The organism is Streptomyces sp. NPDC025793 (assembly GCF_055558375.1).
The window spans coordinates 86414-108392 of record NZ_JBVHMR010000019.1 but is presented as its reverse complement, the minus strand read 5'-3'; the positions used below and the strand labels follow the sequence as shown (position 1 = coordinate 108392).

Here is a 21979-nt window from a genome sequence, read left to right as displayed (position 1 = left end):
TTGTTCCTCTATGACTCGTGTGCGTCGCGCATGGCGCGGCCCTCGCTCCGCGGCGGCTCACGGCCGGTACCACCGCCGTGAGCCGCCGCGTGCGTGCCGTGACAGCGCTCTTGACCTTCGCTCACCGCCGGACGGCGGATCTATCCGTAGTCGAAGGTGTCGGGATCGGGTCCTCGCCGCTGACCGGTGTCGAGCGCCGCGATCCTGGCCATCTCGTGGTCGTCCAGGGAAAAGTCGAAGACGTCGAAGTTCTCCGCGATCCTAGCGGCTGCGGACGATCTGGGGATGACGAGGTTGCCGAGTTGCAGATGCCAGCGGATCACTACCTGTGCCGGCGAGCGGCCGTGTGCCCGGCCGATCTCGCCCAGTACCGGCAGGTCGAGGAGGCCCTGCCCCGAACCGAGCGGGCTCCACGCCTGTGTGGCGATGCCGTGCACGGCGTGGAACTCACGCAGCTGCGCCTGCTGGAAGCCGGGGTGGAGCTCGACTTGGTTGACGGCGGGGACGATGTCGCAGCAGTCCATAAGCCGACGGAGCTGGCCGACGGTGAAGTTCGAGACCCCGATCGCCCGTATCCGACCCTCGGCGTGGAGCTTCTCCAGGGCACGCCAGGTCTCCACGTACCGGTCCCGCAGCGGAAGCGGCCAGTGGATGAGGTAGACGTCGACCCAGTCCATGTCGAGCCGTTCGAGGCTGGCGTCGAATGCCCGCAACGCCTCGTCGGTGCCGTGGTCGCTGTTCCAGAGCTTGGTCGTGACGACGATCTCGTCGCGCGGGATGCCGGAGGCGGCCACGGCGGCGCCGACGCCGCGTTCGTTGCGGTAGCTCGTCGCGGTGTCGATGCTGCGGTAGCCGACTTCCAGCGCGGTGCCCACGACGGACTCGGCGTCACCGTCCGGGATCTGCCACATGCCCAGACCGAGACGGGAGACGTCAAGGCCCTGGTTGAGGGTCACGGTGGGCTTCATGCACCGGCCTCCAGCCCGAGGTCGACGGGGAGCGCATAGCACCCGTGGAGGTGGGTCGAGGTCCGGAACCGGATCTCCTCGTCCGCGATCGCCAGCCTTATGTTCGGGTAGCGCGTGACCAGTTCCTCCAGGACCACCTCGAGCTCGAGCTTGGCGAGGGACGCCCCCAGGCACACGTGGATCCCGTGGCCGAAGGCGAGGTGCCGCGGGGTGCGGGGCCTGTCGGGGTCGATCGCGTCAGGCTCGGCGAACGCGGACCCGTCCCAGTTGGCCGCCTGAACCGAGGCGATGACGCCCTCACCCGCCCGGATCGTGACACTGCCCAGTTCAATGTCCTCGACCGCCACCCTCCTCGGCGAGTCCCGGACGATCGAGTGGTACCGCAGCAACTCGTCTGCCAGGGCTGGGATGACGGACAGGTCGTTGCGCGCCCGCTTCGCGATATCCGGCCGCTGGATCAGCGTCAGAGCGCTGAGCTCAATCATGTGCGCGGTGGTGGAATACCCGGCGAACAGCAGCAGTGCCACGAACGACACCAACTCCATGTCGCCGAGGCCCGGGTTCTCGGTGATCAGCTTGCTCAGCAGGTTGTCGTCCGGCTGAGCGCGCTTGTCCGCGATCAACGTGGTCACAGAGGTGAGCATTTCGAGCTTGGCCCGGTCGCGCTCGCTCGACTCCAGGTCGTCGTGGGAGAGAACGAGGCGGATGTTCCGCTCGAAGGAGGACAGGCCTTCGGCGGGCACGCCGAGCAGCAGGCTGATCGCGAGAGCCGGGATGGGGGTGGAGAACTCGGTTACCAGGTCGACGGGTTGGGGCAGCGCCTCGATGGCGGCACACCGATCACGGGTGATGCGCTCGATGTCAGGGCGGAGCCGGCGGATGCGCCGGGGGGTGAACTCACCCGCCACCATCGCCCGCAGCCGGGTGTGCACCGGCGGATCCGCATGCGTCATGCTCATCGGCAGGTCGGTGCCTCCCGGCAGGTTCCACCGGGGAAAGCCCTTGGTATTTGGGTTGGCGCTGAACCCCGGGTGGGTGAGGACCTCCCGTACGAGTTCGAAACTCGTAGCGAGCCAGGCCGGCTCACCGTCGGGGAGCACCACCCGCGTCAGCGGAGCGGTGTCCCGGAGCGATGCCACCGACTCCGGCGGGGCGAAGGGACACCCTGCGGGCGCTCCCTGCGGCAGTCGCGGAAGGTCGGTCTCGTAGGTGCTCACGTCGTTCGTCATTAGCCTCACCTTGAATTCCGGCCGCCGCAGAGGGGACGGCACGCGCGGTGACGCGGGCCGGCGGCTGCGGCAGCCGTGCTTTCCGTAGTTACCTGGTGGTTCACCACGTGATCACCGTGGCGCAGGCTGCCGTTCCTCCACCGAGTCCGGCGAGCATCACGCGATCGCCCCTCGTGATGCGTCCTGCTCCGGCCTCGATGGCGAGTGTCAGGGGGATCGAGGCGGCGCCCGTGTTGCCGAACCGGTCCGCCGACACCGCCACCTTGTCCATGGGCACATCGAGCCACTTGGCGCAGAACTCCACCATCCGGCCGCTGCCTTGGTGAAATACGAACCGGTCTATGTCCTCCAGCGCCACGCCGGCCTCGGCGCACGCCTGGGCCGCCACCGGCGGGAGTGCGGACTCCGCCCAGGCGACGATCCCCCGCCCGTCCATCTCGAACCGGTCCGCCAGGGGGTCGTGCGTGTTCCGGAGCGGCAGGCTGCTGCCGCCGCCGCGTACGCGCACCAGGTTCACGTGCTCGGCCTGGCACCTCGCCACCACGCCGGCACCCTCGGAGCCGGCGGGCAGGGCGTCCAGGACGACCGCGCCCGCCCCGTCGCCGAAGAGACTCACGGTCCTGCGGTCCTGCGGGTTGAGGATGGCCGAGTACTTGTCGGCGCCGATGAGGGCCACCGGTCCGCGGCTCCGCCATCCGTCGGCAGCGCCCAGGCCGTAGAGGAACCCGGCGCATACACCGTTGACGTCGAACGCCGGTATGCCCGGCAGCTTCAGTTCGGCGAGCACGAACGCCGCTGTGGGCGGCTGCGGTTGGTCCGGGGTGGAGGTGCAGACGATGACGGCGGCCAGGTCGCTACCGCGCAGTCCGGCGTCCTCCAGAGCCATGGCGAGAGCCCGGGCCGCCATCGCGGAGGTCGGCTCTCCATCGTCGGCGTACCGGCGCTCCTCCACCCCGGTGCGCCCGGTGATCCACTCCGGGGTCACCCCGCACCACCGTGAGACCGTCTCATTGTCGATGCGCCGATCGGGCACATACCAGCCCAGCCCGACGGCACCCATCTTTCCCGGCCCTGTCTTCATCGGTATGCCTCGTAGACCTTCCGTAGGGTGCGTGCGGTGATCCGGGGTCCGACGGCCTCCGGACCCGCGACGTCCGGCGGAGCGCCGGAGCGGGAGCGTGAACTCGGCAGGCAGCGCGCGACGGCTGCGGCCTGGACTTCGGCGCACTTGACCGCCGCGTCACCGCAGCGGAAGCGGTTCAGCAGATACAGCCCCGGCGATCCCGGTGCCTCCAGGGACAGGCCGAGCCGGTGCCGACTCAGCGTGTCGCGGACGGCGGCGGGCAGGTGCGGGGAGGCGTCCTGGAATCCCGTCGCGGCGATGACCGCGTCGAACGTGCCCTCGCTGCCGTCGGCGAAGCGGACCGACTCCTGTTCCAGGGCCACGACCCGGGTGCGCGCGCGGAGACGGCCGTGGCTGAGATGGGGGAGGAAGTGGTCGCTCAGCACCGGTGTCGAAACGGCGAGCGGTCTCTTCGGGGCCTCCAGCCCGAAGGAGTCGTAGGAGCCCACCAAGCGCCGGACGACTGACTCCTCCACTCTGGCGACCACGCGGCCCACCAGCGGGGCGTGGCTCAACCCGCCGCCCCCCGAGTGGTCGATCGGCTTGCCCAGCAGCACTTTGGGCAGGTACCACTTGGGGGTCCTGATGCTGATCTCCACCCGCGACGCGGCGGTGACGAGCTCGCACGCGATGTCCACGGCTGAGGCACCGTTGCCGATGATGAGGACGCTCTTCCCGCAGTACGGCTCGGCGTTCTTGTACTCCGCGGAGTGGCTGAGCGCGTACGCCGGTGTGGCCGCACGCGGCACGTCCGGCCACACGGCCTCGACGTTGTGGCCGGTGGCGTCGACGACGGCGTCGAACTCATCCTCCGTCTCTGCTCCTGCGCGGTCACGCCACCGTACGAGCCAGCCGCCGCCCTCCCGCGCGGACACCGAGTCCACTCGGCACTCCCAGTGGCGCTGCGGGCCGTGACACTCGGCGGCCACCTGGGCGAGGTAGGCCGAGTAGAGCGAGTGGTGGACGAAGTGCACCGACGGCTCGGCCTGGATCGCCGTGCCGGCGAAAGCGCTGCGCTGCCGTGAGGTGTTGAGGAACAGCGCGTCGTACACACGGCTCCGTTTCGAGGCGGTGCTCCACAGGCCGCCGGCCTCGGGGTCCTCCGACATCCAGTGCACGGACCACTCCGGAAGGCTCCGTGAGATCTCCCGGACGGCCGCGATGCCGAAGATCCCGGAGCCGATCACGCAGACCTTCACCGGCTCGGCCCTTCCGCGGATTCCGGCGCGGCGAACATCGGCGAACCCTTCCGGGACCGGTACAAACGCTTGGCGAAGTCATAAGCCGGAACCTCGATGTACCGGTAGATCGGCACCGACAGGAGAATCACGAGGCCGAAGTAGGCAGCCCCGATCAGCACCTTCCACACCGGTTCGCCGAGCGTGGCCGTCGAGACCCCGAACAGGGACGACAACCAGCGCATGACGAAGGGCTCGGACGGCAGAACCGCCAGGAGCTGTATCGCGTACATCCCGTAGGACAGCTTTCCCAGCCCCACGAAGACCTTGCCCCGCAGCAGCGACCGACGGCCCGCGAGGTCGGCCTGTGCCAGGGCGACCACCAGGAACGGGAGCGCGACGAGGCCCACCGCCGTCCGCTGGAGCGGACCATCCGTGTACGTGCCGATCACATAGGCCACGGCGCTCCACGCCCACGCCCATCCCTGCCGGATCGTCGGCAGCGCTCCGCGGTTGAGGAGAATGCAGCACACCATCCCGACGAGGAACTCGAGGAAGCGGTAGGGCGGGAAGGGCAGGGTGAGCCAGTAGACCAGGTCGCCGCCGTTGCTCCCGGTGTGAAAGTACGCCCCGTGGCTGCCGACGTTCTTCACGGTGAAGTAGTGCATCACGTACAGCGGCAACGCGAACTCGAGGAAGACGGCGGTGCCGAGGACCCAATACAGGGCGCGCGAGCTCAGACGGTGCACGACGAACAGCGCGAGTGGGAACAGCAGATAGAAGAAGGCTTCGGTGCTCAGCGACCAGGTGACCGGGTTGACGCCAGTGTAGATGTCCTGGTAAGGGACCCACGACTGCAGCAGCGTCAGGTGCAGGAAGATGTTGCTCGTGGAGATCGGCATCCCGAGCACCACGATGGCGCCGATGGCCAGCGCGGTCGTGACGAAGTAAACCGGATACAGCTTTCCGACGCGCTTGGCGCAGAAGTTGGCGAGGCTCGTCCCCTCGCGTGTGGTGAGCGCCAGCACGAAGCCGCTGAGGATGAAGAAGCTGCCCACCGCGAAGTTCCCGCTCATGGTGAGGAAGCGGGGGCGCGTCAGCGGGGCGAACTCCAGGCCGCCCTTCGGGCCGAAGACGAACTGGAAGGTCGTGAAGTGAAAGCAGAACACCAGGATCGCGGCCAGCCCGCGCAGACCGGTCAATGAGTCGAGCAGCGGCGGTGCCTGCGGCCGCCGGGCAGGACGAGCTTCGGCCATCGCCTCTGCAGAGGTCAGCATATTCACCCACGTATCTCTATTGGTTATCTATCGTGCGCTGGCAATCGCGCGCCCGATACGGCGCGCGGTTGATGATGTCGCGACGATGCGCTCCCGCGCCGGGCGACCACTATGGCCAAGGTTTCGAGACCGTTTCAAGGCGGCTGGGTTTGGCTTTATCGGCCTCCTTGTTCGGCTTTAGCGAGAGGCACGGTCTGTCATTAGCCCGGCCTTTCCAGGGCTACCCGCCTTGCCGCCGTCCAGGCCCAACGGCCGCTGCAGCGAGGCTCCGGCGGTGGCCATGGCGGACAACACCGTGCCTGGTACGCCGCTTGCTTCGGCCATGGCAGGCGCTCAAGACGCCGCGCGGCCAGTCGCAAAAGCGTGAGCCATAGAACGGCTTATCAGAGCTTTTAGCGTGGCGTGATAATTTTCGGTCAACGCATTGGGCAAGAGATATCTGCGGGACCATCTGGAGTCGCCGCGCCGGAACCCGATGATCTGCGAACCAGGAAAGACGGAGGGGCAGGACGAGCGTGTCTGCACGGCATGAGGCTCCGGGGACGAGCGACAGAAATCAGCGGAGGGGACCACGGACGTTTTCGATCCGCGCACTTCCGAGGACTCGTCCGAAGCGCACCGTCTGCGACAGCGTGGGGACCATCGCCGAGGAGCGCAAGACGTCGGGGCTGGACGCTGTCGACCGCGCCCGGCCGCTGATGGCCGTCGGCCGGGTGGAGCGGGCCGTGGTGGTCGGCGTCGAACCCGGCAACGCCCCGGTGTGCCATGTGACGGGCGAAGCGCGCCCCTTCGACGGAGCGGCCGCCATCGTGCTGGAGTCGGCGGAGTCGGCCGGGGTCCGAGGTGTGCTGCCGCTCGCCGAGGCGATGGCCGCGGTCCTGGAGCGCAGTGAGGGAGGAGTCGGGATGTGGTGCGCACCCGAAGGTGTCGAGGACACCGCCGCGCACACCGCGATCATGGGAGCCCGGCCCGGGGTGGTGGCGGTCCACGACCTGTCCGCCCGTCATGTCCTGGCCACGTCCGGCGGCGGGGCTACGACGGCCCTCATACTCTGCGCGCCCCGGCGTCCCGCAGTGGTGGCCTGATGGGCACTCAGCAGACCGAGGATTCCTGGATCCGCCGCAACGCCGGGCCGTACGCGGATGAGGTTCTCGTTCGCAGGACACGGCAGGCGTCGGCAGGCGAGCCCGTTCGCGTTCTGGCGCTGCACGGGCTGGCCGGGACCGACACCGTATGGCGCGACTGCGCGCGGATCGCGGCGCCCGAAGTCGAGTTCTGGGCGGCCCTCATGCCCTGGGGAGCCGCCGGCAAGGAGACCTGGAGCCACCGGGGCGATCCGGTCGAGTGGATCGCACAGGCGCTGGACGCGGTGCCCGGCGGGGTGGACGTGCTGATCGCGCACTCCTTCTCCACCGGGCTCGCCCTGGAGGCCCTGGCCGCCATGGACCGCGCGGTGCGTCCCGGAGCAGCCGTGGTCGTCGCCCCGTTCCACCGGCGCAGTCCCGAGGACTTCGCCTGGCACACCGCGACCCACTATCTGAACTCGTACCACGGCTTCCTCGACGGATGCCTGCGCATCGGCTCCCGGCGCGCCCTCGACGAAGACATACGTCGCGACATGGCGCTGCGTGTCCGTGACCGTGTGGGACCGTACGGCTTTCTGCGCTTCTTCGACACCTATCTGCGCAGTCCCTTCCTGGACACGGCCGCCCTCGATCTGCCGGTGCTCGTCGTGGCCGGCGACCGGGATCTGTTCGCGCCACCGGACGACGCCCGCGGGCTCGCCGCGGCGCTGCCCGACGCACGGTTGCGCGTCTTCCAGGGCTGCGGCCACCTGCCGATGGCGGAGCAACCGCAGAGGTTCGCCGAGGCCGTGGACGACCTGATCCGCGAGAAATTCCCTTCCGCAGGGTGACACGACCGGCAAGACGCCCTGGAAGGCGGCCGGCCCAAGGGCATCCGCCCGGCACATAGTGAGAGGTACACATGTTGACTTCGGCCAAGGGAACTTGGTGTCTGATTCTCGGCGCGTCGAGCGGGATGGGCCGGGCGACCGCGCTGGCGATGGCGAAGGAGGGCGCGAACATCTTCGGCGTGCACTTCGACTCCGCGGCCCGACTGGAAGCGATCGACGAACTCACCGATGAGCTCCGGGAGCTGGGGGCGGAGGTCTCCTTCCACAATGCCAACGCCGCCAGCAAGACGACGCGGGCGGAGCTGGTGGAGGAGCTGACGAAGGTCACCGGCGGCGCCGGTGTGCGGGTGGTGCTCCACTCCCTTGCCTTCGGCAGCCTGCTGCCGTTCATCCCGCGCAGCGGCGAGCCGAGCGTCATCACCCCTCGCCAGATGGACATGACCATCGACGTGATGGCGCACAGCCTTGTCTACTGGGTCAGGGACCTCCACACCGCGGGGCTGCTGCCACGGGGCGCCAAGGTCTTCACCCTGACCAGCCACGGTGACAACCGGGTCATCCCGCACTACGGAGCCGTGTCGGCGGCCAAGTCCGCGCTCGTCTCGCATGTGCGGCAACTGGCGGTCGAACTCGCTCCCTCCGGCATCGCGGTCAACGCGCTACGGGCGGGCGTCACCCAGACACCTGCGCTGGAGCGCATCCCCGGCAGCGACGACCTCATCCAGCGGGCCAGGCAAGCCAATCCGCACGGCCGGGCCACCGTCCCGGAAGACATCGCCGAAGCCGTCGTGCTGCTGTCGGCGAGCGACTCGTCGTGGCTCACCGGAAACGTCATCAGCGTGGACGGCGGCGAAGGGCTGGTCTAGGGGGACGAGGCCACCACACGAGGGGAACCACAGAAATTGGTTGCACACGGGCAGTCCGCAGCGGTCGTGGTGACAGGGGTCGGCGCGCTCACACCGATCGGCACTACGGTCGGGGAGTTCTGGGACGCGGCGGTGAAGGGGTCGGTCGGCACGGCACCCATCACGCTGTGCGACGTCACCGGCTTTCCCCACCGCATGGGGGGTGAGGTCAAGGGGTTCGGCGAACCGCGCTCGGGTCTTCCGCGCAGCACACAGCTGGCTGTGGCCGCGAGCCTCGCGGCGGCCGCCGATGCAGGTGTGCGGCCGTGGACCTCTGACCCGGCCCGCGCCGGCGTCTGCATGGGAACCCTGCTCGGCAATCGCGCCGCAGTGGAGGCGGGCGTCATGCGGTTCCACCGCGGTGAGCGGCCGGGCGACATGGACGGCCTCGAGTCGGCTCCCCCGTTGGTGGACCTCGCCGACGCCGTATCCCGAGAACTCGGCTTCATGGGAACGAGCTTGGTTGTCAGCAGCGCCTGTGCCTCCGGGAACAGCGCACTGGCGTACGCCGCCGATACAATCAGGGCCAACCGTGCCGACGTCATGATCGCCGGCGGGGTGGACGAGATGTCGTCCGCGCTCCTCATGCTCTTCACCAGCCTGCGATCGATCGCGCCGGACGTGGCCCGGCCGTTCGACCGCAACCGTGCGGGATTGCTCGTCTCCGAGGGCTCGGCCGCGTTGGTGCTGGAGTCGTACGAGCACGCCCGCCGCCGCGGTGCACGCATCTACGCGCAACTCGCCGGCTGGTCCAGTGCCTCCGACGCCTACCACATGACTGCGCCACACCCCGAGGGGCTCGGTGCGCGGCGCTCGATGGAGCGGGCTCTGGCGCAGGCCGGCGTCCCGGTCGACCAGGTTGACTACATCAGCGCGCACGGCACGGGCACTCCGTCGAACGATCGGGTCGAAGCCCGTGCGATCCGGGATGTCTTCGGTGCCCATACCCCGGCAGTCTCGTCGCTGAAAGGGGCGCTCGGACACGCCCAGGGTGCAGCAAGCGCCATCGAGGCGGTCGGCTGCGTACTGGCCATACGCGACGGGGTGATCCCGCCGACGGCCAACCTGGCCGACGTGGACCCGGAGTGCGCGCTGGACCTCGTCTCCGGCGAGGCCCGTGAGGCGCGCGTCGACGTGGCCGTCAACAACGCCTTCGGATTCGGCGGCAACACGGCGTGCACCGTCTTCACCCGGTTCGGTTCCAGGAGTGCTCGATGACTCGGTCCGTGGCCATCACGGGAATGGCCGTCGCCAGCTCGCTGGGTGCCGGCCTGGACGCGACGTGGGAGGCGCTGCTCGGCGGCAGCACCGCCTTCGCCACCACGTCCTACGGCGACGGCCCCTTCCGCGGCGCCGGCTTCGCCGCGGTCCTTTCCTCCGATCTGCCGGAGGTACCGGCGTTCGAGAGAAGGCGGCTCCGCGCGCTGAGCCGGGAATCCCTGCTCGTCTCCCGGGTAGGCGCGCTCGCCTGGCGGGACGCCGGCTTCGACGTCGGCGGTGCGCCGACCCCCGCCGACGTGGGCGTCGTCCTCGGGACCACCACCGCCGGCCTCGACGACTATCTGCGGGTGCTGCACGACGGCGTGACGCACGGCCCGGCACTCGTGAGTCCGTCCTCCGGCCCCCAAGCGAGTCTCAACGCTGTGGCCTCCGAACTCTCGGTCTCCGCAAGGGCGGAGGGCAGCATCGTGACGGTCACCGCCGGACGCTGCTCGGGCAGCCACGCGTTGGCCGTGGGTGCCGATCAGGTGCTCACGGGCGCGGCGGAGGTCGTCCTCGTCGCCACCGTCGAAACTCTGGACCCCACGGCCGCCCGGGTGGACCGGCCGGGGAATGGGCTGTTCTCCGCCGAGCGCGGAGGCGCCGTGCCTGGAGAGGCCGTAGTGGTGCTGGTGCTCGAAAGCCTCCGCAGGGTGCGCGACCGTGGCTCGCGGGTGCTCGCCCAGGTGTCGGGCTTGAGCACGGTCAGAGGCGACGCCGGGCAGGACACGGCGGTGCGTGCCGCGCTCACGGCGCTTCGCGGGGCCGGGCTCGGCGCCGACGACATCGGCCTCGTCTGCTCCTCGGCCACGGGCGGCACCGGAATCGACGGTCCAGAAGCGCACGCCCTGCACGAAGTGATGGGTCCGTCCGTTCCCGCCTTCAGCCCCTTCGGGGCGCTCGGCGACTGTGCGGGCGCCAGCGGCCTGGTGCAACTCGCGCTGACGGCGCGCGCTCTGGATGCCGGTCTGGCACCGCCGACCCGCGGGCTCACCCGATGGGACCCGTGCTTGCCAAGGATCGGCGTCGCCGCTCGGGCACAGCAGCTGCGTCCCGCCCCCGCACTGGTGCTCACCACCGATGCCGGAGGTCAGGCGGCGGCCCTGGTGCTCCATCCCCCGGCGGCCGAAGGAGAGGCGTGAACAGGCGTCCGCGCACGCCGAATCATCTGAACCGGCTCATGGAATTGAACAGGAAACCTTGAATGGACATATCCGGAACACCGCTGGCGCGGTCCTGGGGCGTGGGAATTCGGGCGGTCGGCGGATATCTCCCCGAGAAGGTGGTCAGCAATACCGACCTGGAGGAGATCCTCCTCACCCGGGACGACTGGATCAGGGAAAACATCGGCGTGGAGACCCGCCGGGTGGCCGCCGAGGACGAGTGGACCTCGGACCTGGGGGCCGCCGCGCTCAAGGACGCTTGCGCCCGGGCGGGCGTCAGCCCGTCCGAGGTGGATCTCGTCATCTGCGGAACCTACACACCGGACAACATGGCACCGCCTACGGCGATGCGGGTCATCGAGAAGGCCGGCGCGCACGGAGCAACCGGATTCGACATCAACAGCGGGGCCTGCCCGGGAGGCGTGTTCGCTCTGGACGTCGGCGCCAAGTACCTCGCCTCCGGGGAATACCGCCGGGTCGCCGTAGTGCTCGCCGACGTCAACACCCGGACCATGGACTGGAAGGACCCCGGACCGGCGGTGATCTTCGGTGACGGCGCGGCCTGCTATCTGTTGGAGCGCTGCCGCCCCGGCCGAGGGCTGGGCCTCACGCTGCTGCACAGCGACCCGTCCCGCTACGAGGCGGTCTGGGTGGCGCGCGAGAAGCGGACCCGGCGCGACGGCCATCCGCTGACCAGCGCCTTCGGCGACAACTTCGCCAAGCTCTCGGGCAAGGCCGTGCACGACTTCGCCGTCGGTGAAGTGCCCGGAATCATCGAGAAGTTGCTTGCGCGGGCGGGACAGGACCTGTCGGACATCAACCTGTTCGCCCTGCACCAGGCCAACCTCTACATCGTCCGCGGCATTATGGCCGCCCTGGGTGTACCGGAGGATCGCACGGTCACCAACATTCAGAAGTACGGCAACACTTCGGGTGCCAGCGTTCCGTTGGTACTACGGGAGGCGGAAGACCTCGGCCGGCTCTCCCCGGGTGACCAGGTGGTGCTCGCCGCGTTCGGTTCGGGCCTGAGTATCGGCGCGGCGCTGGTCCGCTGGTGTGGGCCTGCGGACTTCGAGGTGGTGACGACCGCGTGAACACCTCGCTGTCAGAACACGGTTCGGCCTTCCGGGGAGCCCCGACGGGCCTGCTCGGCATCGGCACGTACCTGCCGTCGCGGCAGATCACCAACGAGATGATCTGCGAGCGGATCGAGACGTCGGACGAGTGGATTCGCAGCCGCTCCGGGATCCGGTTCCGCTACTGGGCCGAGCCGACGGAGACGGTGGAGTTCATGGCCGCCACGGCCGCCGAGCGGGCCTTGGAACACGCCGGGATCGCCGCCTCCGAGGTTGGTTGCGTGATCGTGTCCACCGTCTCCCACCTGCACCAGTTCCCCTCACTTGCGGCCGGCGTCGCGGACCGGATCGGCGCCGCGGCACCGGGCGCATTCGACATCTCGGCCGGGTGCGCCGGCTTCTGTTACGGGCTGTCGCTGGCGTCCGACATGGTTGCCGCCGGGAGCGCCCGGTACGTACTGGTGATCGCCGTGGAACGGCTCTCCGAACTTCTCGACCAGGAGGACAGCGGCACCGCCTTCCTCTTCGGCGACGGAGCCGGCGCCGCCGTGGTCGGCCCCTGCGACCAGCCGGGAGTGGGGCCGGTGGTCTGGGGTTCCGACGGCTCACACAAGGAGACCATCCGGCAGAGCCACTCCTGGGCGGCGCTGCGCGACGCGCCCGCCCCGGCCTGGCCGGTGATCACCATGGACGGCCGGGAGGTGTTCCGGTGGGCCGCGTATCAGCTCGGCCCCATCGCCGCGCAGGCGCTGGAGCGGGCCGGTGTGACCGTCCGGGACCTCGACTCCTTCGTCCCGCACCAGGCCAACATGCGGATCATCGATGAACTGGTCAAAGAGCTCGGGATCCCCGACCACGTGGCGGTGGCCCGCAGCGTAGAGATCCACGGCAACACCTCCGCGGTGTCGATCCCGCTCGCCATCCAGGACCTGCTCGCCTCGGGCGAGGCCAGGCCCGGCGGGCTCGCCCTGCTGCTGTCCTTCGGCACGGGCCTCGTCTGGGCCGGCCAGGTCATCCGACTGCCGCCGGCGCCCGCCGGACCGCCCGTACCGGCCACCACCGCGCCGGCCCATCCGACCAAGGAGAACTGATCATGACCGCTCAGAGCGACACCCTGCAGGACCTCAAGGAAATTCTCGACGAGGTCGCCGGTGTTCCGGCCGAGGACATCTCGCTGGAGAGCTCGTTCATCGACGACCTGAGCATGGACTCGCTGGCCGTCGTGTCGCTGTTCGTCCTGATCCAGCGCCGCTTCGGCACCGACGTGCCGAACGCCGTCTTCGACCAGCTCACCACCGTCGGAGAGACCGTCGCCTACCTCGAACGCGGTGAAATCCCGGCCTGACCGGCCGCCCCCGTCCCGACTCAACGAGCCGGAAAGGCAGTTCATGCATCTCATGGTCAGGCCGACCAGAAAGCCGCTGCACGGCGAGCTGCTGGTCCCCACCTCCAAGTACCACGTGCACCGCGCGCTGATCCTCGCCTCGCTCGCCGAGGGCACCAGCCGGATCAAGGGCGTCTCGGACGCCCGCCATGTGCAGTACACCGTTCGCCTGCTGCGCGACCTCGGTACCCGGATCAGCGTCGAGGGCGACACGTACGTGGTGCGGGGCGGCCGATACCGGCCGCGTCGGCAGACCGTCTCGGCCGGCAGCTCCGGCACCACGCTGTACTTTATGCTCGGCCTCGCCTCACTGGCAGAGTCCCCGATCACCGTGACCGGCCAGAAGTACTTCCGCCGGAGGCCGGTCGGCCCGCTGCTCGACGCGCTGCGGCAGCTGGGGGTCGAACTGGACTCCGCCGACGGCTGCCCGCCTGTCCACCTGACCCCGGGCCGGCCCACCGGGGGCCGGGTGGTGATACCCGGCACGCTGTCGCAGTGGATCTCGGGGCTGATCCTGCTCGCGCCGTTCGCCTCCGGCCCCACCATCGTGGAGGTGTCCGGCGAGCTGAACGAGCGCCCGTACGTGGAGCTGACGGTGGCCATGATGCGCCGCTTCGGGCTCCAGGTGACCGTCTCCGACGACTGGCGGCGGTTCGACATCGCTCCCGGCCAGAGCGCCCGGCCGACCGACCTGACCCTTCCACCGGACCTCGGCTCCGCCGCGTTCGGGATCGCGGCTTCCGCCATCCACCCCTCCGACGTACTGCTGCGCGGGATGACGCAGCTCGACGGCGACCCGGCCGACCACCCCGAGATCGGTTTCCTCGACGTCGTCCGGCGCATGGGGGTGCCGATGGCGGTCGACCGAGAGTCGGGCGGCGTCCGCATCCGCCACGACGGCGTCCGGCTGCGCGGCACGACGGTGGACTGCCGTGAGGTCCCGGACATGCTGCCGGTGCTCTGCACCCTGGCCGGCTTGGCCGAAGGGGAGACGGTCTTCGAGCACATCGGGCACGTTCGGTTGAAGGAGTCCGACCGGGTCGCCGCGATGCTCCAGCTGAACGCCATGGGCGCCGACCTCACCCTCGAGGGCGACCGTCTGTGCGTGCGCGGGGTGACGGCCTTCACGGGCGCGCGCGTCTCCTCGTACAACGACCACCGGATCCTGATGTCGCTCGCCCTGGCCGGCACAAAGGCACACGGTGTCACCACCCTCACCTACCCGAAGGCCTACCAGATCTCCTACCCGGGATTCCTGGCGGACCTGACCGGCCTGGGGCTGCGGCTATCCGTTGAGCCGGGGCGTGCTGTCACTCCGCCCGCCTCGCTGCCCGAGCAGCTGCGGCACTGGGCCGCGCACCGCCCGGACGGCACCGCCCTGGTGGATGTGCGGGACGGGTACGACACCGAGATAACCTGGCGAGAGCTCGACCAGCGGGTCGATCGCGCGGCCGCCACCCTGCTGGCCCTCGGCGTGCAACCCGGCGAAGCGGTGGCGTACCAACTCCCCAACTGGGCCGAGTTCGTGGAGGTCTCGCTCGCCGCACTGCGCATCGGCGCCGTCTGCTGCCCGCTCATGCCCATCCTCCGGCAGCGGGAGATGGCCTTCGCGCTGCGCCGCTCCGGCGCGCGCGTGCTGCTGATCGCGGACAGCTTCAGGAACCGGGACCACCGCCGGGAAACCGCGTCCTGGTTCGCCGAGGACCCGGCCGGCCGGGCCCAGGTCCGCCATGTGGCCGTCGTTTCGGCAGACGGGGGAGCGGTGGAACTCCCCGCCGACGGCGAGGGACTGACCTGGTCCGACTGGGGCGCCGCGACCGCCGCCGCGCACGTCGATACCGTGGCGCTCGCCGCCCGGCAGCCGGCCCCCGACGCCCTGGCGCAGTTGCTCTTCACCTCTGGTACCACCGGTGAGCCGAAGGGTGTCCTGCACCGGCACGACACCCTCGGCCACGCCGTCCGGCTGCAGGCCGAACGGCTCGGACTGGACGACCGCGACGTGGTCTTCATCCCGTCCCCGCTGGCGCACCAGACGGGTTTCCTGTACGGGATGTGGTTGGCTGTCGCCCTTGGGGTGCCCCAGTTGGTCCAGGCGCACTGGAACCCGCGTACCGCCCTGCAGGCAGTCGTCAAGCACGGCGCCACCTTCGTCCAGGCGGCGACGCCGTTCCTGGCCGACCTGCTCAAGGAGGTCGAGGCGGGGGGCCGGGCCCCGGAGACGCTGCAGACAGTCGTCGTGGCCGGAGCCGCGCTGCCGCGGAGCCTGGCCGAGCGGGCCACCGCCGTCCTCGGTACCACGGTCTGCGGCGCGTTCGGCACCACGGAGACTTGCCTGGGGTCGCTCTCCGCGCCGAACGACCTACCCGAGAAGGTGTGGGGCACCGACGGCCGGGCCATGCCCGGGGTCGGGCTCAGGGTGACCGACGACGCGGGACGGACGCTGCAGGCCGGGCACGAGGGCAACTTCGAGGTCCGATCCCCCACCAGTTTCGTGGGCTACCTGGACCGTCCCGACCTGACGGCCGAAGCCTGGACGACCGACGGCTGGTACCGCACCGGGGACCTTGCCGTCATCGATTCCGACGGCTACGTCCGGATCACCGGCCGGGTCAAGGACGTGATCAACCGGGGCGGGGAGAAGGTCCCCGTCGCTGAGATCGAGGAACTGCTGCACCAGCACCCCTCGGTGGACGAGGTCGCGGTGGTCGGCACACCGGACGAGCGGCTCGGCGAACGCGCCTGCGCCTTCGCGGCGCTCGTCGACAGCGCCGACCTCGACCTGGAGGCGATGCGCAAATACCTGGACCACCACCAGGTCTCCAAGCACTACTGGCCGGAACGGCTTGAGCTGGTCGACCGGCTGCCTCGCAATCCGGCCGGCAAGGTCCAGAAGTTCGTTCTCAGGCAGTGGGCCGAGGCCCTCTGCCCACCACCACTCGAGGAGCAGAAGGCATGAGTATCACCGAGGTCGCACCGGCGGCGCCGGGCATCGCACCGGCCGAGTTCGAGCAACTGCGGGCCGAGGTCGCCGCGTACGTGGCAGGCCCCGCTGAGGAGTGGGCCCACCGGATCGAGGACACCGGTACGGTCCCCGAGGACCTCTGGACCCAGCTGCGCGAGCGCGGCTACCTGTCGCTGGCTGCTCCACGCGAGTACGGCGGGCGTGGCCTCTCGTTCCCGCAGTGGATGGACTTGATGGAGCTGTTCTCCCGCTGCCACGGCTCCCTGCGCATGGTGGTGCACGTGGCCAACGGGACCTGGCGGGCGATGGACCAGTTCGCCACCCATGAACAGCGGGAGCGGTTCGTGCTGCCCGCCATCGCCGGCCTCATCAAGGTCGCCTTCACGCTCACCGAGCCGGACGCCGGCTCCGGCGCCGACATTCGATCCAGTGTCACCCGGGAGGGCGACACGTACTACCTGACCGGCGCCAAGCACCTCATCACCTTCGGCGTGCGGTGCGACTACTGGCTGCTGGCCGCGCGGCTGGCCGGCAGCCATGGACACGAGGGCACCGTCGCCCTCATGGTGCCGCGGGACGCGGCCGGGGTGACCGTCGAGGACACCTCACAGACCATGGGCGTCACCGGCACGGACCACGCCCGCCTGACCTTCGACCGGACGCCGGTCCCGGTGGCGAACAGGCTCGGTGCCGAAGGGGACGGCCTCGCGGTCGCGTTGGGCGGATTCCTGACACCTTCACGAATCTCGGTGGCGATGAGCTGCGTGGGGCTGGCCCGCCGCGCCCAGGAGCTGGCACTGGAGTACGCCCGGAACCGGGTGACCTTCGGCCGGCCGCTGACCTCGCGGCAGGCGCTCCAGTTCATGCTGGCCGAGAACGAGGCGGACATTGAGGCGGCAAAGCAGCTCACCCTGCACGCGGCTCGCTGCTGGGAGGCCGGGGCGGACGACGCCGCGATGCTCTCGTCGATGGCCAAGTTGACGGCGGTCGACATGCTCGGGCGGGTCACCGACAAGGCCCTTCAGGTGCACGGCGGTTCCGGCTACTGGAAGTCCAGCCCGATCGAGCGGGTCTACCGGGACGCCCGGGCCCAGCGCTTCGAGGAGGGCACCAACGAGATCCAGAAGGCCGTCGTCTTCCGCGAGCTCCTGAATCGGACGGATGCAGCCCGATGACCGCGCGGAAGAGGCAGTCCCAGGACCACGTGGCGCTGATCACCGGCGCCTCTCGCGGCATTGGGCGGGCGCTCGCGCTCACACTCGGCCGGGACGGCGCCACAGTGGTGGTGAACTACAAGAAGAACGCCGACCTCGCCGAGAAGACCGTGGCCGAACTGGAGGAGGCAGGCGGCCGCGGCCTAGCGGTACAGGCCGACGTCGAGACGGTCGAGGGTGTGGAGAGCCTCTTCGCCACGGTGAAGGACGAGTTTGGGCGGCTCGATTCCTTCGTCTCCAATGCCGCAGCCGGCGCCTTCAAGAACATCCTCGACCTGGAGCCGCACCATCTGGACCGTACCTACGCCATGAACCTGCGGCCGTTCGTGCTCGGCGCACAGCAGGCGGTCCGGCTGATGGACGACGGCGGGCGGATCGTGGCCCTGTCGAGCTACGGCAGCATCCGCGCCTACCCGACGTACGCCGCCCTCGGCTCGATGAAGGCCGCCATCGAGTCCTGGGTCCGGTACATGGCCCTGGAGTTCGCCCCGTACGGCATCAATGTGAACGCCGTCAACGGCGGCCTGATCGACTCCGACTCCCTGGAGTTCTTCTACGGGGTGCCGGGGATGGCAGACATGGCCACGGTGCTCGAACGCATCCCGAAGGGACGGCCAGGCTCGGTCCAGGAGGTGGCCGACACCATCGCCTTCCTCCTCTCGCCGGGGGCCGAGTACATCACGGGCCAGACCGTGGCGGTGGACGGCGGGCTGAGCGTGGTCGCCCCGCCGTTCTTCGCCGACACCTCCGCGCCGCTCAGCCTGGGCGAGCGGCCCACAGGGGAGGTGTAGGCGCGGGAGCGCCTCTTCCGCCCGCGAGGTATGCCTCCTGCGCCGCTCGGGACGGACAGGTGAAGGCATGGGCCGCAGTACACGGTGGGTCGTACTGGCCGAGCTCCGCCGGTACGGGGCCCAGCGGCTGACCGGCGTGCGGTACCTGGCCGTGCTGCCGCAGGGGGTCCTGCTGCGGGACGCCGACGGGGCGGAGCGGCTCGTCCCGGCCGACTCGGCAGTGGTCGCGGCGGGGCAATCAGCGGTGGACGCGCTGAGTCCGGTGCTGACCGCGGCGGGCGTCGCGCACCGATCAGCGGGCGGCGCCGCTGGTCCGGCCTCGTCAGCCATCGGGTGATCAGGCCAACGAAGGCGCTGCCGAGACAGTGCGCGCGCAGGTCGTTCGGCAGCGCGCCTGCCAGCCGGGCATCCGCTTCGTCCATCTGTGCCGCGACCTCGTCGGCGAGCAGGTCCCGGAGAACGACACCCCCCAGCGGACCAGCGCCCACCGGCCGCGTACTCATCGGCCATGTGCCCATGGGCCGCTTCCCACTGGAGGCCCGCTCACCGACGAGGCCGCCTCGGTCGACCGAGGCGGCCGCACACCGTTCATATCCATCCGGTGCCGCCGAACAGGGGCGGCACCGACACCCACACCAACATTCATGGGGGGAGGTCCACATGGACCTTGCTGTAAACGTGCTGGACGCCCAGTCGGTGATCACAGCGTTCGGACTCATGGGCATCCTGGCCATCATCTTCGTCGAGACCGGACTGCTGGTCGGCTTTTTCCTGCCCGGCGACTCGCTGCTGTTCCTCGCTGGGGTCGGTGCCTCAGGAGCGGCGGCAGAGGTCTTCGGCCGCCCCGGCTTCCACCTCTCGCTGCCCGCGCTGCTGATCGGGACGCCCGTGGCCGCGGTCTGCGGCGCACAACTCGGTCACCTGATAGGCGCGCGGCTCGGGCCGAAGCTGTTCGCACGCCCCAACTCGCGGATGTTCAAGCAGGCACATGTCGCGCAGGCGGAGGCGTACTTCACCCGGTACGGCGCGGGGAAGGCCATCGTGCTCGCCCGCTTCGTGCCCGTCGTGCGCACCTTCCTCAACCCCGTCGCCGGAGTCCTCGGCGTACGGGGTGGCACCTTCTTCGTGTGGAACGCGATCGGCGGAACCGTGTGGACGGTGATGATCGTCCTGCTCGGCTACCGGCTCGGCGACTCGCTCAAGGGCAGCATCGACTCCTACATGCTCCCGGCGATCGCCCTGATCATGGCCGTCTCGTTCTCGCCGGTGCTCATCGAGGTGATTCGTTCCCGCCGGACCGGTCGCTGACGTACCATCAGGCGCTTGGCCGAAGCAGATCACCCGAACCGCCCTGCGCTCGCCCGGCCCGGATTTGCCGGGCCGGGCGATCTGTGTGGTGCGAACGACCCGGATCAGCCCGGCACTTCCGTATCGCGGGACGCTCTCGAGGGGAGCAGCCACCCCGGCAGCGTGGCGAGCGCGGCGATCGCGGCCAGGACGAGCAGGGTGTGCCCCAGTCCGAGGGCGACGGCCGGGTTCGCGGCCGTGGCGGGTGCGCCGCCGCGGGAGGGCTTCACCACCATCATGGTTGCGGCGATGGTGATACCGAGGGTCGGGCCGATGTTCATCGAGGTCTGCTTGAGCCCGCCGACGACCCCGGCGTAGCCGGCAGGCGCATCGCCGACGACGGTGCCGGTGGCGGTGACCATCACGGTGGCGAACCCCGCGCCGAGCACGGCGAAGGCGAGACCGGTGATCCACCACGTGCCCGCCGAACCGATCCGGACCAGTCCCACGATGCCGAGGGCGACGAGGAGCGTACCCGCGATCGCGCAGCGGCGTGCGCCGTACCGGCGCAACGCCCCGGCGGCGGCAGGGGCGCCGAAGACCATCAGCAGGGTCATCGGAAGGACCCGGAGTCCGGCGGCGAACGGGTCGAGCCCGAGGACGTCCTGGAGGGAGAACGTGCCCACGAACAGGGCACCGAACATGCCGCTGGTGGTGAGGAGCAGGATCACCATGGACGCCGTCACTGGCACGGACCGCAGCACGACAGGGGGCACGATCGGGTTCGTGGTGCGGCGTTCGTGCACGACGAGCGCGACCGCAAGTCCCGCGGTGGCGAGAAACCCCAGGAGCGTCGGCGCCGAGCTCCACCCGTCGCGGGGAACGGCGACCAGGGTGTGGACCATGACCGTGAGCGCGGCCGCGAGCAGGGCCGAGCCCAGCAGATCGAGCCGCTGGTGTTCGCTGCCGGACGGCGCCGGAACCCGAACGAAGAGGACGACGACCGCGATCACTATCGCGATCGGCACGTTCACCATGAACACCGCACGCCAGCCGAGATGGGTGACGAGGAAGCCGCCGAGGACCGGACCGGTGGCCGCGGCCACCCCGATCGAGCTGGTGCGGATGGCGACCGGCGTGTTGAGCTTGTCCGCCGGGTAGGCGAGTCTCAGCAGGGCGAGCGTCGCCGGTTGCAGGAGCGCGCCGAACACGCCTTGCAGGGCGCGGAGTCCGATCACCCAGCCGACTCCGGGCGCGAGCACGATGCCGCCCGAGGTGGCCCCGAAGCCCAGTACGCCGAGGAGCAGCAGCCGAGGGTGCCCGTACCGGTCGCCGAGGCGTCCGGCGATGACGAGGAGCGCGGCCACCGCGAGCATGTAGCCGGTGCTGGTCCACTGGACCTGCGCGACGCTGGCGCCGAAGTCACGTTGCAGCCCGGGCTGCGCCACGGTCAGCACGGTTCCGTCGAGTGCCACGATCATCGCGCCGGCGACACTGACCACGAGTGCGAGGCGCTGCCGTACGGTCGCGGTCAAGGGTTCACCATTCCAAGGTGGGTGTCCATGGCCGCAGTGACGAGCGCGTCGAGCACACCGCTCGCGGGCGCGCCGCCGGTCTCGGCGGTGTCGAGAGCGAGTGGCAGGCTGCCCCAGGACCACAGTTGGGCGATGCCGTGCAGATTGGACCAGAGCAGCCCGGCCGAGACGGCTGGCGGGGGCATGTCCCTCGCCGTGTCGAGGCGGAGCGCCTCCTTCTCCTCCTCGCGGTGCCGGGCGACGAGTTCGACGATGAACCCGAAGAGGGGAAGGGTCAGCTCCCGCAGCCGAGGCTGGTCCGACGCGTGCCGTTCGCTGTCGAGTAGATCGTGCCGGAGCAGGAGCTCGAACATGCCACGGCAATCCAGCGCGTACCCGATGTACGCCTTGCCGAGCGCCTCCAATTGGCCGCGCGCTGACGGAATGCCGGCTGTCACAGCGGTGAACCGGTCCTTGAGGTCCGCGAGACCTCGGCGGGCGATGGCGGACAGCAGAGCGTGGTGCGTCGGGAAGTACCGGCGTGGCGCTCCATGCGACACCCCGGCCCGACGGGCGATCTCCCGAAGCCCCAGCGAGCCCGTTCCCTCGGTCATCACAAGGTCCACCCCGACATCGATCAGCCGATCCCGGAGGGAGTTCTCACGTTCCATAGACAGTGTCTACATCACACTAGTAGACGCTGTCTACTAGTGAGCCCTGCCGGGGTGCCGGG

Annotated in this window: 20 protein-coding genes; 13 read left to right on the top strand and 7 right to left on the bottom strand. The window is 69.9% G+C overall.

Features of this window, described 5'->3' with window-relative positions; translation table 11 throughout:
* Positions 1-140: 140 nt before the first annotated feature.
* The 5 genes from ACZ4MF_RS30785 to ACZ4MF_RS30765 all read right to left on the bottom strand — a co-directional run bounded on the left by ACZ4MF_RS30785 (position 141) and on the right by ACZ4MF_RS30765 (position 5775).
* Positions 141-968 (bottom strand): aldo/keto reductase, encoded by an 828-nt coding sequence (locus ACZ4MF_RS30785; protein ID WP_467495216.1) that lies wholly within the window; start codon positions 966-968, stop codon positions 141-143.
* Positions 965-2197, bottom strand: a complete 1233-nt coding sequence (locus tag ACZ4MF_RS30780; RefSeq protein ID WP_467495214.1) for a cytochrome P450 — start codon at positions 2195-2197, stop codon at positions 965-967. Before ACZ4MF_RS30780 ends, ACZ4MF_RS30785 begins: the two co-directional genes overlap by 4 nt.
* A 100-nt stretch (positions 2198-2297) precedes the next feature.
* Complete coding sequence (locus tag ACZ4MF_RS30775; RefSeq protein ID WP_467495212.1) at positions 2298-3278, bottom strand: 3-oxoacyl-ACP synthase III family protein; 981 nt, start codon at positions 3276-3278, stop codon at positions 2298-2300.
* Positions 3275-4519: a flavin-containing monooxygenase gene (locus ACZ4MF_RS30770; protein ID WP_467495210.1), complete on the bottom strand. Its 1245-nt coding sequence runs from the start codon at positions 4517-4519 to the stop codon at positions 3275-3277. Before ACZ4MF_RS30770 ends, ACZ4MF_RS30775 begins: the two co-directional genes overlap by 4 nt.
* A complete protein-coding gene (locus ACZ4MF_RS30765; protein WP_467495208.1) occupies positions 4516-5775 on the bottom strand; it encodes an acyltransferase family protein in 1260 nt (419 codons plus the stop codon). Before ACZ4MF_RS30765 ends, ACZ4MF_RS30770 begins: the two co-directional genes overlap by 4 nt.
* A gap of 632 nt (positions 5776-6407) precedes the next feature.
* Between ACZ4MF_RS30765 and ACZ4MF_RS30760 the strand changes: the two genes are divergently transcribed.
* The 13 genes from ACZ4MF_RS30760 (at position 6408) to ACZ4MF_RS30700 (ending at position 19753) form a co-directional block, all read left to right on the top strand.
* Positions 6408-6860: a hypothetical protein gene (locus ACZ4MF_RS30760; protein WP_467495206.1), complete on the top strand. Its 453-nt coding sequence runs from the start codon at positions 6408-6410 to the stop codon at positions 6858-6860.
* The gene (locus ACZ4MF_RS30755; RefSeq protein WP_467495204.1) at positions 6860-7690 is read left to right on the top strand and encodes an alpha/beta fold hydrolase; all 831 of its coding nucleotides are present in this window, start codon (positions 6860-6862) and stop codon (positions 7688-7690) included. Before ACZ4MF_RS30760 ends, ACZ4MF_RS30755 begins: the two co-directional genes overlap by 1 nt.
* 71 nt (positions 7691-7761) lie before the next feature.
* On the top strand, positions 7762-8556 hold the full coding sequence (locus ACZ4MF_RS30750; RefSeq protein ID WP_467495202.1) for an SDR family oxidoreductase: 795 nt from the start codon (positions 7762-7764) through the stop codon (positions 8554-8556).
* A gap of 66 nt (positions 8557-8622) precedes the next feature.
* Entirely contained in the window at positions 8623-9813 is a 1191-nt protein-coding gene (locus ACZ4MF_RS30745) for a beta-ketoacyl-[acyl-carrier-protein] synthase family protein (RefSeq protein WP_467495200.1), read from the top strand.
* Positions 9810-10997 (top strand): beta-ketoacyl synthase N-terminal-like domain-containing protein, encoded by a 1188-nt coding sequence (locus ACZ4MF_RS30740; RefSeq protein ID WP_467495198.1) that lies wholly within the window; start codon positions 9810-9812, stop codon positions 10995-10997. Before ACZ4MF_RS30745 ends, ACZ4MF_RS30740 begins: the two co-directional genes overlap by 4 nt.
* 62 nt (positions 10998-11059) lie before the next feature.
* Complete coding sequence (locus tag ACZ4MF_RS30735; RefSeq protein ID WP_467495196.1) at positions 11060-12112, top strand: 3-oxoacyl-ACP synthase III family protein; 1053 nt, start codon at positions 11060-11062, stop codon at positions 12110-12112.
* The gene (locus ACZ4MF_RS30730) at positions 12109-13185 is read left to right on the top strand and encodes a beta-ketoacyl-ACP synthase III (protein WP_467495194.1); all 1077 of its coding nucleotides are present in this window, start codon (positions 12109-12111) and stop codon (positions 13183-13185) included. The genes ACZ4MF_RS30735 and ACZ4MF_RS30730 overlap by 4 nt, the downstream gene beginning before the upstream one ends.
* Before the next feature lie 2 nt (positions 13186-13187).
* The gene (locus tag ACZ4MF_RS30725) at positions 13188-13439 is read left to right on the top strand and encodes an acyl carrier protein (protein WP_467495192.1); all 252 of its coding nucleotides are present in this window, start codon (positions 13188-13190) and stop codon (positions 13437-13439) included.
* A gap of 43 nt (positions 13440-13482) precedes the next feature.
* The gene (gene aroA / locus ACZ4MF_RS30720; protein WP_467495190.1) at positions 13483-16434 is read left to right on the top strand and encodes a 3-phosphoshikimate 1-carboxyvinyltransferase; all 2952 of its coding nucleotides are present in this window, start codon (positions 13483-13485) and stop codon (positions 16432-16434) included.
* Positions 16431-17615 carry an acyl-CoA dehydrogenase family protein gene (locus tag ACZ4MF_RS30715; RefSeq protein ID WP_467495188.1) on the top strand — a complete coding sequence of 395 codons (1185 nt, stop codon included), beginning with the start codon at positions 16431-16433 and terminating at the stop codon, positions 17613-17615. Before aroA ends, ACZ4MF_RS30715 begins: the two co-directional genes overlap by 4 nt.
* Complete coding sequence (gene chcA, locus ACZ4MF_RS30710; RefSeq protein WP_467495186.1) at positions 17612-18445, top strand: 1-cyclohexenylcarbonyl-CoA reductase; 834 nt, start codon at positions 17612-17614, stop codon at positions 18443-18445. The genes ACZ4MF_RS30715 and chcA overlap by 4 nt, the downstream gene beginning before the upstream one ends.
* Positions 18446-18512: 67 nt before the next feature.
* Positions 18513-18782, top strand: a complete 270-nt coding sequence (locus ACZ4MF_RS30705; RefSeq protein ID WP_467495184.1) for a hypothetical protein — start codon at positions 18513-18515, stop codon at positions 18780-18782.
* Positions 18783-19105: 323 nt separating this feature from the next.
* Positions 19106-19753 carry a DedA family protein gene (locus tag ACZ4MF_RS30700; protein WP_467495182.1) on the top strand — a complete coding sequence of 216 codons (648 nt, stop codon included), beginning with the start codon at positions 19106-19108 and terminating at the stop codon, positions 19751-19753.
* A gap of 104 nt (positions 19754-19857) precedes the next feature.
* On the opposite strand, the gene ACZ4MF_RS30695 is transcribed toward ACZ4MF_RS30700, so the two are convergent.
* Together ACZ4MF_RS30695 and ACZ4MF_RS30690 are read right to left on the bottom strand one after the other, a co-directional pair.
* The gene (locus ACZ4MF_RS30695; RefSeq protein WP_467495180.1) at positions 19858-21267 is read right to left on the bottom strand and encodes an MFS transporter; all 1410 of its coding nucleotides are present in this window, start codon (positions 21265-21267) and stop codon (positions 19858-19860) included.
* Positions 21264-21917, bottom strand: a complete 654-nt coding sequence (locus ACZ4MF_RS30690; protein WP_467495178.1) for a TetR/AcrR family transcriptional regulator — start codon at positions 21915-21917, stop codon at positions 21264-21266. The genes ACZ4MF_RS30695 and ACZ4MF_RS30690 overlap by 4 nt, the downstream gene beginning before the upstream one ends.
* Positions 21918-21979 lie beyond the last annotated feature (62 nt).

Excerpts from the sequence above, each read along its gene's own strand:
- ACZ4MF_RS30785 (WP_467495216.1), bottom strand. The coding sequence starts at position 968 with ATGAAGCCCACCGTGACCCTCAACCAGGGCCTTGACGTCTCCCGTCTC.
- ACZ4MF_RS30780 (WP_467495214.1), bottom strand. The coding sequence starts at position 2,197 with ATGACGAACGACGTGAGCACCTACGAGACCGACCTTCCGCGACTGCCG.
- ACZ4MF_RS30775 (WP_467495212.1), bottom strand. The coding sequence starts at position 3,278 with ATGAAGACAGGGCCGGGAAAGATGGGTGCCGTCGGGCTGGGCTGGTAT.
- ACZ4MF_RS30765 (WP_467495208.1), bottom strand. The coding sequence starts at position 5,775 with ATGCTGACCTCTGCAGAGGCGATGGCCGAAGCTCGTCCTGCCCGGCGG.
- ACZ4MF_RS30755 (WP_467495204.1), top strand. The coding sequence starts at position 6,860 with ATGGGCACTCAGCAGACCGAGGATTCCTGGATCCGCCGCAACGCCGGG.
- ACZ4MF_RS30750 (WP_467495202.1), top strand. The coding sequence starts at position 7,762 with ATGTTGACTTCGGCCAAGGGAACTTGGTGTCTGATTCTCGGCGCGTCG.
- ACZ4MF_RS30740 (WP_467495198.1), top strand. The coding sequence starts at position 9,810 with ATGACTCGGTCCGTGGCCATCACGGGAATGGCCGTCGCCAGCTCGCTG.
- ACZ4MF_RS30735 (WP_467495196.1), top strand. The coding sequence starts at position 11,060 with ATGGACATATCCGGAACACCGCTGGCGCGGTCCTGGGGCGTGGGAATT.
- ACZ4MF_RS30725 (WP_467495192.1), top strand. The coding sequence starts at position 13,188 with ATGACCGCTCAGAGCGACACCCTGCAGGACCTCAAGGAAATTCTCGAC.
- aroA (WP_467495190.1), top strand. The coding sequence starts at position 13,483 with ATGCATCTCATGGTCAGGCCGACCAGAAAGCCGCTGCACGGCGAGCTG.
- ACZ4MF_RS30715 (WP_467495188.1), top strand. The coding sequence starts at position 16,431 with ATGAGTATCACCGAGGTCGCACCGGCGGCGCCGGGCATCGCACCGGCC.
- chcA (WP_467495186.1), top strand. The coding sequence starts at position 17,612 with ATGACCGCGCGGAAGAGGCAGTCCCAGGACCACGTGGCGCTGATCACC.
- ACZ4MF_RS30705 (WP_467495184.1), top strand. The coding sequence starts at position 18,513 with ATGGGCCGCAGTACACGGTGGGTCGTACTGGCCGAGCTCCGCCGGTAC.
- ACZ4MF_RS30700 (WP_467495182.1), top strand. The coding sequence starts at position 19,106 with ATGGACCTTGCTGTAAACGTGCTGGACGCCCAGTCGGTGATCACAGCG.
- ACZ4MF_RS30690 (WP_467495178.1), bottom strand. The coding sequence starts at position 21,917 with ATGGAACGTGAGAACTCCCTCCGGGATCGGCTGATCGATGTCGGGGTG.